This window comes from Streptomyces noursei ATCC 11455, assembly GCF_001704275.1.
Lineage (GTDB): Bacteria > Actinomycetota > Actinomycetes > Streptomycetales > Streptomycetaceae > Streptomyces > Streptomyces noursei.
This window is the reverse complement of record NZ_CP011533.1, coordinates 9206807-9220015: the sequence shown is the minus strand read 5'-3', so window position 1 is coordinate 9220015 and position 13209 is coordinate 9206807. Positions and strand designations below refer to the sequence as shown.

The window sequence follows — 13209 nt, the reverse complement described above, 5'->3', positions numbered from 1 at the left end:
CCGCCCGGCGCCGGGGACGTGCGCCCCGGCGCGGTTCACCCGCCGGCCAGCGCCACCGCGGATCGCTCCAGGGACCGCAACAGCCAGCAGACGTGGTCGGGTTCCAGGATCGCCGGCGGGGTCAGCCGGATCACCCTGCTGGCGTTGAGCGTGTAAGACGTCAGTACGCGCTCCCGGAGCATATGGGTCAGGAACAGTCCTGCCGACGCTTCGGAGGTGAACTCGATTCCGATGAGCAGTCCGCGCCCGCGGACCTCCCGGACGAGGGTCGGACCGGCGGCGGCGAGCGCGTCGGTGATCTGCGGCAGAAGCCGGCCCCCGAGTGTCCTTGCCTGCTCGACCAGGCGGTCCCGCCGCAGCACGTCGATCGTCGTGGCCGCGGCCACGGCCGCGAGGGGGTTGCCGCCGTAGGTCGAGGAGTGGAGCAACGGGTCCTGGTTGAGCACTTCGTAGACCTCGGGCGTGGCCAACGTCGCGGCGACCGGCACGACCCCGCCGCTGAGCACCTTCCCGGTGGTCAACAGGTCCGGGCGCACGTCTTCCTCGTCGCACCCCCACCAGGATCCGAGGCGGCCGAGTCCGGACTGGATCTCGTCCATGGCGAGCAGGGCATGGAACTCGTCGCACAGCTCCCGCACCTGTCTGAGGTAGCCCGCGGGAGGAAGGCGCACCCCGCCCTCGGCCTGTACCGGTTCCAACAGCACGCACGCTCGCGTCGCGTCGCGCGCCAGTGCGGCCTTCAGGGCCTCCGCGTCACCGAACGGGACGAACTCCACGCCCGGTAGCAGGGGTTCGAGACCGGCGCGGTAGCGGTTGTTGCCCGTGGCGCTGAGCGCCCCCAACGTCTTTCCGTGGAAGCCGCCCTCGGCGGCGATCACACGGCGGCAGCCGTTGGCGCGGGCGAGTTTGATGGCCAACTCGACCGATTCGGTACCCGAGTTGACGAAGAAGGCGTACTGCAGGCCGGCGGGTGCCACCGAGGTCAGTGCCTGTGCCGCGGCGGCCACGTTCGGTTCGATCAGTGCACGCGTCGGCAGCGGATGTCTGCCCAACTGTCCCGCGACGGCGTCGACGACGTCCGGGTGGCGGTGTCCCAGGAGGAACACCCCGTACCCGCCGCAGTCGAGGTAGGCGGTGTCCTCCTCGTCGTACACCAGGGCACCGGCCGAACGCACCTCCAACGGCAGGCCGAGCAGCGAGGCGATGCGGGAGTGGCCGCGATTGACGTGATCACGGAGGCGGTCGAGCGCGACCGCCCGCGCTCGGCCGTTCTCCGCCGGGCTCACCGTGCTGCTCCCGCCGCGTCGCGCGAATGAAATCCGCTGACGTTCGCCCATCTGTAGATGGAGGCACGCAACGTCTTTACCTGGTCGGGCAGTTCCTCCACATCGCTGGGGAACGGGCCGCGGTCGGCGACGTACGGGGTCAGCTGCTCGGCGAAGGTTTTGATCATCCTCCGGGTCGACGCCGGCACGGCTTCGAGGAACACCGGCACGATGAGCCGCTCGTAGAGGTCCTCGTCGACGAAGCGGGTGGCGGGAACGGGTCGGCCCAGTGCCGCCGCGGCGGCCTGCACCTCGTCGGCGATGTGGCCCACTTGCAGGGCCCGCGACCCGGCCGTCAACCACACCTCCGTCCGCTCGAACTCGTTCTCCAGGAGTTCGGCGATGCACTTGGCCACGACGTCCTGAGGAACGAAGTCGAGCAGCCGGGTGGGCTCCAGCGGGACGAGGGGAAGTTGGCCGCGCATCATCGCCCCCAACAGGTTGTGAAACCCCTGGTGCTTGGCGATGTGACCGGTCCGGGAGTCGCCGACGATGACCGAGGGCCGGACGACGACCGCCGACAGGCCACTGGCCCGCACGACCTCCTCGGCCTGCGCTTTGCTCCTGGCGTACGCCGGTGCCGTCGATTGGCCGCCCGCGCCCAGGGCGGAGAACGCGCTGCTGATGTACACCAGTCGCGCCTCGGCCTGCCGGGCGAGTTCGACGATCCGCTCGGTGCCCGCGACATTGGTCTCGACCAGATCGGACTTGCCGCCGAAGCTGGTGTCGGCCGCGGCATGCACCACCACATCGATCACCGCGGAGAGTTCCTTGAATTCTCCACGGGACAGCCCCAGGCAGGACTTCCTGATGTCTCCGCACACCGTCTTCACTCTGGGCGCGTTCAACGCGGTCGCGTGGATGAGACATGTGACGTTGTGCGTATCGAGGTACGGCAACAGCGCACTCCCCATCACTCCGGTCGCGCCGGTGAGGAGAACGTTCAGCGACGGCTTTTCCGTCCGCGGGTACGGATGTCGGTGCCCCTCCTCGATCTGCCACATGGGTGTTGTGTCCTTCCATCGGGAATTCTCCACGCGAGAACGGGCGTGCGGCGCGGGCCCGAGGCACTGAGAAGGGAGAGATACCCACGGTTCACCTCCGGCCGCGGAGACGGCCGGAACACTATCGGACGTAGCGCACCGTTACTTCAGGAACCGAGGAACATGCTATGGAGGTGTCGGACAGGCCACCACCGGAGACGCCACCGGACCCGACCACCACAAGGAATGCACGCACCTCGCACACCCATATCCCGGAGCAATGCTTTCCCTTCGCCCCACCTGCCGCGGATCGTCCGCCGGATGGCGCAAGACCGCAGCTCCCGGCAGGCGTATGCCCCTCATCGGGTCCTAGCATGACGGCATGGCAACGTGTGGCGTTGTTCCCCGCGATGATGGGGAGCGCTGCCACATCCGACAGGTAAAGAAACCGTCCCATCGACCGCAATTCCCATGGGAACGCCGCGCCCGGTTCGCGTTGATCTCCCGACTCGCGCCAGGCCGCCGAAGATCATGCCTTCTCTTATCCGTGGCTCGGAAAATTTGGGGGTGCAGTGCGCGAGGTCCGCGTTGCTCTTCACATTCCCGGTGGACAGCCGAGGAAGGTATTCGACTCGCTCTCGGATTTCGCCAGCTTCCCCCGGCATTCCGATGTCGTGCACTCCGTCTCCCTTGCGGACGGCCCCGACCACGACCGGATCTCCACATGGGAAGTCGACTTCGCCGGCGGGATTCTCAAGTGGCGGGAACGGGACCGCCTGGACAAGCCGCGCCTGCGGATCGACTTCGAACTCGTCGACGGTGACCTGCACGCCCTTTACGGTGGCTGGTCGATCGCGCAGCTCCCGGAGGGGAGCACGGTCCGGTTCGGCGCCCGCTTCGATCTCGGGGTACCCGGCATGGCGGATCTCCTGGAACCCGTCGCCGGCCGGGCCATGACGGACACCGTGACCAAGATGCTGCACGGGGTCTTCGGCCCGGACGCCGAGATCACCGAGTGCCAGGACCGGTCCGTGGCACCTGTGGAGGGCTGCGGTGACCAGCCCTGAACGCACGGCCGTGGGCACGGACATCCAATGGCGGGTCGAGGTGGCCGACAGTGTGTCCGAGATCCCTGAGGATGTCTGGCGGAATCTCGCGCCTCCCGACGACCCGCTGTACGAGTACGCGTTGTTCCAGGCCATGGAACGGACCGGAATCGGCCCGGATGCCTATCGATACCTCGTACTCCGACAAGGACAGCACGTAGGGGCCGTGTTGCCCACCTGTGTCTTCCGCGCACTGGATCTCGAAGACGCATTGGGGAACCAGGGTCGTAAAGCGTTGCGGCCGCTGCGCCGCATCACGGGAAGACCGCTGCGCGTCGGGATGTTGGTGTGCGGAAACCTCCTGGGAGAAGGGCGGGTCCTGCGTGAGCCCGGACTCCATGAGGCAGCCCCGCATCTGCTCGTGAAAGCGGTGCAACGACTGGCCGCTTCGGCAGGCACCCGCTGGACCGTGGTCAAGGACTTCCCGCAGACGGACATGGAGTGGCTGGGACCAGCCTTGGAAAGCGCAGGATTCTTTCGCGCGCCGGGAATGCCCGATGCCCGGATCGCTCTGCACGCCAAGACCTTCGAAGAATTCGTCTCGTCCCTGTCGAGGAACGGGCGGAGCACCGCCCGGCGCAATCTGGCGAGGTTTTCCGAGCACCACGACGCGACCTTCGAGGTGCGTGAGCGCTTCGATGACCTCGTACCGGCCATGATGCCGCTCTACGAGGCAGTACTCGACCGTGCGGAGAGCCGGCTGGACGTCTGGACACCGGAATTCATGACCCTCCTCTCCACCGACCCGAGGATCTCGGCCAAGGCGATCACCTGCTGGCAGGGGGACCGCCTGGTGGGGTTCCTCATCTGCCTCTTCGGTGAGAAGAACTCGGTCGCGTTCCGTATCGGCATGGATTACGCCTGCTCGCGTGAACTGCGGCTCTACCAGGTCACCTACTACCGCGGCATCGAGGAGGCCATTCGCTCGGGGATGACCGAGATCAACCTGACGCAGACCGCCTACGAGTCGAAACGCAGGATGGGGTGCCACCTCGTGCCCCTCGAACATGCCGTGACGCACAGCAACCGGGTGTGCAGAGCGATTCTCAAGCGGGTGTTCCCGATGGCGCTCAACCGGTCCGGCCAGCAGCCATGAGCCGGCGGGCCTGAGCCGAAGGGCGTGCTCCACCGGCAGACTGCAACGGCCGGTGAAGTGCGGCCGGCCACTGCCAGCCTAGGCGCCCGCTGCCGTGACGACGGCGTCCGTGGCGAAGCCGAGCAGCAGGCCGAGAAGGATGCACCAGGTCGTGAGGATCTTCTGTCCGCTCCTGCGGGCCACCGCCAGCAGTTCGATGACGACGTAGAGGATCGAACCGGCGGCCAGGCCGAGGAAGGCGATCGAGAGGGTGTCGTTGACCAGGTGCTGGCCGACGACGGTTCCCAGGAAGGTGGGACCGCCGCCGATCAGACCGAGCCCGAGCAGCGTGAGCCAGGAAGGCCGTTCGCCTTCGGCGGCCAGCGGCGCGACGATGCCGAAGCCCTCGGTGGCGTTGTGCAGTCCGAACCCGATGATCAGCAGGACGGCGAGGGAGAGTTCGCCCTGGGCGGCGGAGTTCCCGATGGCCAGCCCCTCGGCGAAGTTGTGCAGGCCGATACCGGTGGCGATCATCAGCGCGAGCGAGCCTGCCTGGCTGCGGTTCTTCCGGGGCAGCTCGGTGGTCACCGCGCCCGGGTCAGCGGACTGTGCGGTGGCGGCCCGGCGGCGGCCGAGCCAGCTGTCGTAGTGCACGAGGCCGGCCAGTCCGATCGTCAGGCCCACGGCCAGCGTGCCGCCTCCGGTCGCGACCGTCTCCCAGTCGTGTTTGCCCAGCGCGGTGTCGACGGGTTCCCAGGCATGGGTCAGAACGTCCCAGACAAGGAAGGTCAGGATGCCTATGGCCACCGCGTTCAGCCCTGCCTTGAGGCGGGGTGTGGGGGTACGCAGACGACCGAGGGGAAGTCCGAGATAGATGGTGAAACCTGCGATAGCTCCCAGAAGGGCGATATGCGCGCTGGACATGGGGTCTCCGCTCTGACGTGCACGGGGGAAGCGCACAGAAAGTAAGGCAGGCAAGCCTTGCCTAACAAGCCAGGGAGTCGGATTTCAGGAAAGCTTGGGAAACCCATTACGGAGGGATCGCGTGTCCGTTTGAACTGTGTCTGTTTGAACCTGGTGGGCCGCACCTTGACTCCGGCCCCGGCATGGCGGCCAGACCCGTCCTCGACCTCCGGGTCGGCGTCCGCGACCTGGAGGAGGTGGAGGGCGCGTTCGACGAAGCGCCCGCCGGCCACGGCTTCGTGCGCGCCCCTACCGACAGGACCACGTTCCCGCGGGCAGTGACGACGATCCGGCCCGCCGCACGCCGCTCCTGACCGCATGGCACCGTGCGGTCCTGCGCGCCGACGCGCCGGCGGTGCCGCCTCCTGACGCACTCGTTCGGGTTGACCTACTCGTCCGGGTGGATTTCAGGCGGAGGGTCCGGTACCGGCCTGCGTGGGGGAAGCGGCCGGCGCGGGCTCGCCGGCCGGGTGGACGGGCTCGGCGCGCCCGGTGGCCGGGCTGCCGGGGGCGGCGTGGATGGTGCGCGGCTCCGGTTCCGGCGAGGTCGGGTGGCCGGGCTGCTGCGGGGCGGTCGGGGCGCCGTCCTCCTTCATCGCCTTGGCCTCGCTCTTGAGGATCCGCAGTGATTTGCCCAGTGCGCGGGCGCTGTCCGGCAGTTTTTTGGAGCCGAAGAGGACGATCACCACGATTGCCACGATCAGCAGGTGCCATGGCTCCAGTCCGTTGCGCAGCATCGCCGCCGCCTCTCTCGCTCGTCGGAGTCATCGGCAGACGGGCCGGACTCCACATTTCACTTGCTATATTGCGCAACTGTACAACCCTGGTCGAGGGTGAGCCCTCTTCCCTGCAAGAACCGCACGGACAAGGGCGCACACGTGACACGCAGCCTCGAAGAACGAACCAGGCCCCGCGCTGACGGGCCCGGACGGAGGCGGCGGCGCAGTGACGAGCCCGGGCGGGGGCGGCGCCGCCGCAAGCGCAGCAAACTGCGGTTAGCCGCCGCGTTCACGCTCTCCGTCCTCGCCCTGCTCGTCGTCGGGGCCGGGTGCGTCTACCTCCAGCTGAACGGGAACATCACCACCTTCGGCGCGGACGGGGTGAGCGACAACCGGCCCGCCGCGGGCGCCGGCGGCAGCAATGTGCTGGTCATCGGCTCCGACTCACGGGCGGGCGGCAACAGCAGGCTCGGCGGCGGGGAAGGCGACGTGGGGCGCTCCGACACCGCGTTCCTACTGCATGTCTACGGCGACAGTCAGCACGCGGTCACGGTGTCCCTCCCCCGCGACACCCTGGTCGACATCCCGCCCTGCAAGCTGCCGGGCGGGACGTGGACCCAGCCCCAGCGCAACGTCATGTTCAATGCCGCGTTCACCATCGGGCAGACGGCGAAGGGCAATCCCGCCTGTACGCAGAACACGGTGGAGAGGCTGACCGGGCTGCGCGTGGACCACACCGTGGTCGTCGACTTCGAGGGCTTTTCGAGGATGACCTCCGCCGTCGGCGGTGTGCCCGTGTGCCTGCCCAAGGACATTCGTCAGGGCGATCTCAACCCCAACCGCGCCGCACCGGGGAAGGTCATCTTCCCCAAGGGGCCGCAGACGGTCTCGGGGCAGCGGGCCCTGGACTACGTGCGCATCCGACACGGCATCGGCGACGGCTCGGACATGGGGCGGATCAAGCGCCAGCAGGCGTTCGTCTCCAGCCTCATCAAGAAGATCAAGTCGCAGGGCGTGAACCCCTCGACGCTGCTGCCGCTGGCGAACGCCGCCGCCGAGTCGATGACCGTCGACCCGGGACTGGGCACCGCGAACAAACTGATCTCGTTTGCGATGTCGCTGAAGGACATCGACCTGCACAACACCAAGTTCGTCACCATGCCCTGGCGCTACCAGGGCGCACGGGTCGCCATCGTCCACCCGGACGCGGACGCCCTGTGGGCGGCGCTCAGGGCGGACCGCACCATCGACGGCGAAGACGCCAGCGGCAGGTCCCGCCACGGCAAGAACGGTGCGGACGGGAAGAGTTCGGCCCGGTCCGCGAGCACCGGCGCCCCGGTGTCCGGAGCGGGCATCAGCGTCGTGGTCTACAACGGCACCCGGGTCGCGGGGCTGGCCGCGAGCGCCGCCGACGAGCTGAAGACCGCGGGCTTCACCGTCACCGGCACCGCCACCGCCCCGTCCCAGGATCACGCCACCACGGTGATCGCCTACCGACCGGGGCGGGGCGGCCAGGCACGCACGCTCGCACGTCTCTTCCCGGGCGCCGACGTCCAGCGGGCCGCCGCCTCCGGCGCCCCCGGCATCAGCGTCACCCTCGGCCAGTCATACGCGAACGACCCCCACGCCGGCGCGTCCGACGCCTCCGGCCAGGTGCCCTCGGCGATGTCGGACAAGGTCCGCTCCGCCGACGACAACCCCTGTTCCAACCTCTCCTACGGGTGAGCTCCGGGCGCCGCCGTGCAGAGGTGTCACCGCGAGGAACGCGATCCGAACGACGAGGGTGAGACATGACACGGAGTCAACTTGACTTTGCATCAGTAGATTTGACGAGGTCGCAGGAGTACGGCGGCCACATCGACGGAGGGGAAGGTCTTCTGCAGTGCGTGCGAGACTACGGGACCGGTTGCGGTACTGGTTCGACGGCACGATGGACCGGGGGACGCCGGCCCTGATCGGCTGGCTGGGCCTGGCCTCGGTCGCGCTGATCGCCGTGGTGACCGTGTTGGTGGTGGTCTTCACCGACTCGGACACCGAGAAGAACGGCGGCTGGCCGGGCGTGGCCTGGATGAGCCTGCTGCGTACCCTCGATCCCGGCACGATGGGCGGCGACACCGGTGGGCCGGTGTTCCTGGGCCTGATGCTGACGGTGACGATCGGCGGGATCTTCATCGTCAGCGCCCTCATCGGTGTGCTGACCACCGGCCTCGAAGCCAGGATCCAGGAGTTACGCAAAGGCAAGTCACGGCTGATCGAGCACGGGCACACCATCGTGCTCGGCTGGTCGGAACAGGTCTTCACGGTCATCGCGGAACTGGTGGAGGCCAATCAGAGCCAACGGCGCTCCTGTGTGGTGATCCTCGCCGACCGTGACAAGTTCGCGATGGAGGACGAGATCCGCCGACGGATCCCGGAGACCGGACGCACGCGGGTGATCTGCCGCTCCGGAAGTCCGCTCCAGCGCGCGGACCTGGAACTGGTGAGCCTGGACGCGGCCAAGTCCATCATGGTGCTGCCTCCGGTCGGGGACGACAGCGACACCGACGTCATCAAGGTGCTGCTGCTCCTCAACAGCCGCCGCTGGAAGGGTGCCCGCCCGAACATCGTGGCGGCCGTGCAGAACTCCCCGAACCTCGCGGCGGCCCGACTGGCCGCGGGCGACGACGCGCTGGTGATCGACGCCGACGACATCGCCGTCCGCCTCATCGTGCAGTCGCACCGGCAGTCCGGCCTGTCCACCGTCTTCGACGAACTGCTCAGCTTCGTCGGCAACGAGTTCTATCCGTACGCCGCGACCGCGTTGGCCGGCGCCACCTACGGGCAAGCCCTCAACCGCTTCGACCTCGGCATTCCGGTCGGCCTGCGCAGGGCCGACGGCGAGACCCTGATCAACCCTCCGATGGGCACCGTCATCGGCCGCGACGACCAGGTGCTCGTGGTCGCCGAGGACGACATCCTCATCGGGCTGGCGGACACCCGCCCGAACATCGTCGAGCCGGCGATCGCCCCGCCCGCCGACCGGCCGCCGGTCTCCGACCGCACCCTTGTCATCGGTTGGAACTCCCGGGGCGCCAAGATCATCAGGCTGCTGGACCGCCTGGTGGAGCCCGGTTCACTGATCGACATCGCGGCCTCGCGGCGCCCCGCCGACGACTTCCGGGACCAGTTGGAGAACCTCACGGTGGGCTACAAGCTCTGCGAGCCGACCCTCCGGCCGTCCCTGGAGTCCCTGGGTCTGGACCACTACCGCCACATCATCGTCCTCACCGACGACGACATCGCCCCCGAACGCTCCGACGACCGCACCCTGGTGACCCTGCTCCACCTGCGCGACATCGCCATCCGGACCACCCATCCGTACTCGATCGTCACCGAGATGAACAGCGACGCCAACCGCGAGATCGCCCAGGTCACCAAGGCGGACGACTTCATCGTCAGCACCAAGATCATCAGCCTTCTGCTGACCCAGCTCACCGAGGACCGCGACCTGCACGCCGTGTTCACCGACCTCTTCGACCCGGAAGGATCGGAGATCTACCTCAAGCCGGCCACCAGCTATCTCACCCCGGGCACCACGGCGAACTTCGCGACCGTCATCGAGGCCGCCCGGCAGCGCGGAGAGACCGCCATCGGCTACCGGCTCGCCCGGCACAGCGACGAACCGCCGACCTACGGGGTCGTCCTCAACCCCTCCAAGACCGCGCCGCTGTCACTGGGCGAGGGCGACACCATCGTGGTGCTCGCCGAGGACGGCCGGGTGACGGCGAATGTCCCCGGCCCGAGGGGCTCGTACAGCAAGACGACACCGAGGCGGCCACGGCCGTAGACCGGGCCTGGAAGCCGTCGAGGCCCGCGCCACGATTTCATTGGTTGCGCAACTGACGAAATATTGGTGCGGGCGGACGTGCGACGACGGTCGGGCGCCCGGACGGCGACGGATGCGGGGAGTTCTGCATGTTCGGCGGTCAGAGCGCCGGCGCGGCGGGGTCGCACAGGTAGCCGTCCGGCGTCGTGGTGATGATGGCTCCGTAGCGGGTCCCGAGCTTCTGCCGCAGGGCGGTGACGTGCCTGGCGAGGGTCTGCCGGGCATGTGGGGCGGACTGTTGCCAGACGAGTTCCATCAGCCGGTCGTGGCTGAAGAACTGCCGCGGGTGGGCGACGAAGTGGGCGAGGAGTTCGAACTCCATCCCGGTCAGCCGGATCCGCCGTCCGTCGATGGAGACACAGCGGCAGCCCAGGTCGACCACGAGGTCGTGCACGGTGTGGACGGGTGCCTGGGGCGTGTCGGTGCGGTCGCAGTGGGCTGCCTCGTGTTGGTCCAGGTGCCAGTGCAGGCTGCTGACGGCGGGCTCCAGCCACACCAGCGAGAGGAGCTGGGTCAGGGCGGCGGTGACCGGCCCGTGGGTGGCGAAGACGGCCTCCAGGTGAGTCGTCTCGGCCGTGCCGCTCCGGCCGGCCAGGTCGGTCAGCTGGATGTCCGGACCGGTGAACGCCTGGGCGAGCCGGGCCCGAACACGTGGCGCGGCCGGGGTGTCGCACTGCACGTGCGCGACACCGCGCCGCGTGCCGTCTCCGGTGGTGTTCGGGGAGACCGCGGCGAGCCTCTCGACGGAGTTGAGCAGCAGGTTGGTGGGGAAGGACATCGTGGCTTCTCCTTTGTGCCAAGGGCGCTGGGTCGACGGGGTCAGGACGTCCGGCGCCAGACTGCTTCGACGCGGCGCCGGCCGTCGGGGCCGGTGACCGTGCGCCAGTGGGCGCGCAGGTGGTGTCGACGCCGGGCGCCGGTATCCGTCGAGGGGGCCGTCCCCTCAGCGGAGAGGGCCTGCAGGACGGTGTTGCCGACGGCGCCGTCGGCGATCCGCCGGGAGGCTCGGGCCAGCAGGGCGAACGCGGCTGTGAGGGCCGCGCGGCGCTCGGGGCGGCGGACGGCGAGGGTGGTGAGGACGGACATGGGTACACCTCCGTGAGGCCACGCGTGCTGAAGCCGTGAGCACGGCCGGGCAGCGGTGAAGGGGTGTGGTCGGGGATGCCGCGGGCCGGTGCGGCGGCCGGCCCGCAGGGTGCCCCGGGCGGCGGCGGTGAGGTGACCGCCGCCCGGGACGTCAGTGGGCGACGGCGAGCTGCACGATGCGGACGATCACGAGGATCATGGCGGCCAGCAGGTAGGTGCGCAGGGCGGTCAGGCCGATCTTGCGACCGGTGGAGAGGACGGGCGCGGGCAGCTCGCGCAACGGCGGCATCCGCCAGGAGCCCTTGCCGGTGCGGTCGATGGGTCCGGACAGGGCCCAGCCCTTGTGGCGGCGTCGGGTCTCGGCGTAGCCGAGGGCGAGGATGCCGGCGACACCGCAGACGGCCATGATGTCGAGGATCGTCGTCGAGCTGATGTCCGGGAAGAGGACCGCGGCGGTCAGGATGATGGACAGCGTCACCAGGACGGCCACGACGATCGAGGTGAAGACGTTCATGGCCCGCCCGTTGACCCAGGGCCCGAGGACGGCTTTGTCGTTGCAGAGCAGCAGCAGGAAGACGGAGGCGGACGGGAGCAGTACGCCGGCGAGGGTCTGGACGCCTTCGGTGAGCAGGCCCAGCGGCGAACCGGGGATGATCACGATGACCGCCGCGGCGAGGACGAGGCCGGCGAAGACCGCGTAGAACCCCTTGGCGCCCTTGATGCCGCGGTGCAGCGAGTGCTTCAGCCCCAGAACGTCCCCGATCGCGTAGGCCGTCGACAGCGAGACGGCGGAGGCGCCGATGATCGAGGCGTCGAGCAGGGCGATGGCGAACAGCACCCCGGCGAGCTTGCCCGCGTGCTTCTCCAGCCCGGCTGCCACGGCTCCGGCGTCGGTGAAGTTGCCGGCCTCGCCGTGGCCGGCGAACGCCGCGGCGCAGAACCCCATCATGGCGGCGGCGCCGATGACGACGATGACGATGCCGATCCACAGGTCGGCCTTCTCGTAGCGCATGAAGCGCGGGGTGATGCGCTTGTCGATGACGTAGGACTGCTGGAAGAACAGCTGCCAGGGCGCGACGGTGGTACCGACGATGGCGATGATCAGCAGCATGACGTCGGACAGTTGAGAGTGCGCCGGCATGCCGGGGACGACGAAGTCGTGCGCCATCCGCCCGGCCGAGGGGTGCACGAGGAAGAAGATCGGGACGAGCAGCAGCGACCCGGCGCACAGCAGGATCGCGGTGCGCTCGAAGCGGCGGAAGGAGCCCGTCGAAGCCGCGACCACCACGATCGCGGCGGCCAGCAGCACGCTGGGCACTTTCGGCAGGCCCAGGTAGCCGACGGCCAGGGTGATGCCGATGAACTCCGTGACGATGGTCAGGGCGTTGAGCAGGAACAGGTCGATGACGGAGAAGGCTCCCCAGAACTTGCCGAACCGCTCCAGGATGAGCCGGGCGTGGCCGACGCCGGTGACGGAACCGAGCCGCAGCACCATCTCCTGGTTCACGTACAGCACGGGGACGAGCAGCAGCAGCGTCCACAGCAGGCTCGTGCCGTAGTTCTGCCCGGCCTGGGTGTAAGTGCCGAAGGCGCCCGCGTCGTTGTCGCCGACCATGACGATCAGGCCGGGTCCGACGATCGCGAGCAGCGTCTTGAGTTTGGCGGACAGTCCCGTTCGCGGGGCGTTGTCGTCCAGCTTGATGGTGCCGAGCGCGCCGCGGATGTCGCCGACGTGGGCGTCGTCGAGCACGGCGGGGCGGGGTGCCGGAACGGGTGGGGTGGTGGTGCTGGTGGTGGTCAGGTCGGTCATGGCAGCCTCCCGGTCCCCCGTCCGGGGGAGGATTGGGGCACGCAGCAGTGATCCCCCCTGCGAGCGGGCAGCACGAGAACCCGAGGCGGCGTGGTGCCGCACGGGTGACGTACGAGTCTGTGATGCGCGGACGCGCAGGGGAGGTGGTTACCGCGTACCGGAGGTCAACGAGGACAGGTGGGTACGGGGCCGACTGTGGCCCGGACTACTGCAATGATCATCCATGTCTCTCGCCTCCTCCCGGCTGGGGCGCCCGAGCGCCGTGACGGACCGGCAA

General features: G+C 68.9%; 12 protein-coding genes. 5 read left to right on the top strand and 7 right to left on the bottom strand.

The genetic code is table 11. From position 1 onward, the window contains the following. Positions 1–35 precede the first annotated feature (35 nt). Both SNOUR_RS39625 and SNOUR_RS39620 read right to left on the bottom strand, forming a co-directional pair. Positions 36–1286 (bottom strand): aspartate aminotransferase family protein, encoded by a 1251-nt coding sequence (locus tag SNOUR_RS39625; protein ID WP_099055761.1) that lies wholly within the window; start codon positions 1284–1286, stop codon positions 36–38. After that, positions 1283–2329: an SDR family oxidoreductase gene (locus SNOUR_RS39620; RefSeq protein ID WP_067356994.1), complete on the bottom strand. Its 1047-nt coding sequence runs from the start codon at positions 2327–2329 to the stop codon at positions 1283–1285. The genes SNOUR_RS39625 and SNOUR_RS39620 overlap by 4 nt, the downstream gene beginning before the upstream one ends. A gap of 551 nt (positions 2330–2880) precedes the next feature. Between SNOUR_RS39620 and SNOUR_RS39615 the strand changes: the two genes are divergently transcribed. Both SNOUR_RS39615 and SNOUR_RS39610 read left to right on the top strand, forming a co-directional pair. After that, positions 2881–3375: a type II toxin-antitoxin system RatA family toxin gene (locus SNOUR_RS39615; protein WP_079143199.1), complete on the top strand. Its 495-nt coding sequence runs from the start codon at positions 2881–2883 to the stop codon at positions 3373–3375. Then, on the top strand, positions 3362–4510 hold the full coding sequence (locus SNOUR_RS39610; RefSeq protein ID WP_067356989.1) for a GNAT family N-acetyltransferase: 1149 nt from the start codon (positions 3362–3364) through the stop codon (positions 4508–4510). The genes SNOUR_RS39615 and SNOUR_RS39610 overlap by 14 nt, the downstream gene beginning before the upstream one ends. Positions 4511–4588: 78 nt before the next feature. Here the strand turns inward: SNOUR_RS39610 and SNOUR_RS39605 are convergent, their stop codons facing one another. Then, on the bottom strand, positions 4589–5413 hold the full coding sequence (locus tag SNOUR_RS39605; RefSeq protein WP_067356986.1) for a ZIP family metal transporter: 825 nt from the start codon (positions 5411–5413) through the stop codon (positions 4589–4591). Between the two features lie 182 nt (positions 5414–5595). Here SNOUR_RS39605 and SNOUR_RS46700 point away from each other — a divergent pair, with 182 nt between their 5' ends. After that, the gene (locus tag SNOUR_RS46700; RefSeq protein WP_159426027.1) at positions 5596–5766 is read left to right on the top strand and encodes a hypothetical protein; all 171 of its coding nucleotides are present in this window, start codon (positions 5596–5598) and stop codon (positions 5764–5766) included. A 93-nt stretch (positions 5767–5859) separates the two neighbouring features. Here the strand turns inward: SNOUR_RS46700 and tatA are convergent, their stop codons facing one another. Further along, positions 5860–6189 (bottom strand): Sec-independent protein translocase subunit TatA, encoded by a 330-nt coding sequence (tatA, locus tag SNOUR_RS39600; protein WP_067356984.1) that lies wholly within the window; start codon positions 6187–6189, stop codon positions 5860–5862. Positions 6190–6330: 141 nt separating this feature from the next. Between tatA and SNOUR_RS39595 the strand changes: the two genes are divergently transcribed. Together SNOUR_RS39595 and SNOUR_RS39590 are read left to right on the top strand one after the other, a co-directional pair. Beyond that, positions 6331–7896, top strand: a complete 1566-nt coding sequence (locus tag SNOUR_RS39595; protein WP_079143198.1) for an LCP family protein — start codon at positions 6331–6333, stop codon at positions 7894–7896. A gap of 157 nt (positions 7897–8053) precedes the next feature. Then, the gene (locus SNOUR_RS39590; protein WP_312635494.1) at positions 8054–9997 is read left to right on the top strand and encodes a CASTOR/POLLUX-related putative ion channel; all 1944 of its coding nucleotides are present in this window, start codon (positions 8054–8056) and stop codon (positions 9995–9997) included. 139 nt (positions 9998–10136) lie between these two features. Here the strand turns inward: SNOUR_RS39590 and SNOUR_RS39585 are convergent, their stop codons facing one another. The 3 genes from SNOUR_RS39585 to SNOUR_RS39575 form a co-directional block, all read right to left on the bottom strand. Beyond that, positions 10137–10814 (bottom strand): winged helix-turn-helix domain-containing protein, encoded by a 678-nt coding sequence (locus SNOUR_RS39585; protein WP_067356979.1) that lies wholly within the window; start codon positions 10812–10814, stop codon positions 10137–10139. Positions 10815–10855: 41 nt separating this feature from the next. Further along, on the bottom strand, positions 10856–11122 hold the full coding sequence (locus SNOUR_RS39580) for a hypothetical protein (RefSeq protein ID WP_067356976.1): 267 nt from the start codon (positions 11120–11122) through the stop codon (positions 10856–10858). Between the two features lie 151 nt (positions 11123–11273). Next, positions 11274–12932, bottom strand: a complete 1659-nt coding sequence (locus SNOUR_RS39575) for an NRAMP family divalent metal transporter (RefSeq protein WP_067356974.1) — start codon at positions 12930–12932, stop codon at positions 11274–11276. Positions 12933–13209 lie beyond the last annotated feature (277 nt).

What these genes read in the sequence shown, in the direction of transcription:
- SNOUR_RS39575 (WP_067356974.1), bottom strand. Translation starts at nt 12,932, where the DNA reads ATGACCGACCTGACCACCACCAGCACCACCACCCCACCCGTTCCGGCA.
- SNOUR_RS39580 (WP_067356976.1), bottom strand. Translation starts at nt 11,122, where the DNA reads ATGTCCGTCCTCACCACCCTCGCCGTCCGCCGCCCCGAGCGCCGCGCG.
- SNOUR_RS39605 (WP_067356986.1), bottom strand. Translation starts at nt 5,413, where the DNA reads ATGTCCAGCGCGCATATCGCCCTTCTGGGAGCTATCGCAGGTTTCACC.
- SNOUR_RS39620 (WP_067356994.1), bottom strand. Translation starts at nt 2,329, where the DNA reads ATGTGGCAGATCGAGGAGGGGCACCGACATCCGTACCCGCGGACGGAA.
- SNOUR_RS39585 (WP_067356979.1), bottom strand. Translation starts at nt 10,814, where the DNA reads ATGTCCTTCCCCACCAACCTGCTGCTCAACTCCGTCGAGAGGCTCGCC.
- tatA (WP_067356984.1), bottom strand. Translation starts at nt 6,189, where the DNA reads ATGCTGCGCAACGGACTGGAGCCATGGCACCTGCTGATCGTGGCAATC.
- SNOUR_RS46700 (WP_159426027.1), top strand. Translation starts at nt 5,596, where the DNA reads ATGGCGGCCAGACCCGTCCTCGACCTCCGGGTCGGCGTCCGCGACCTG.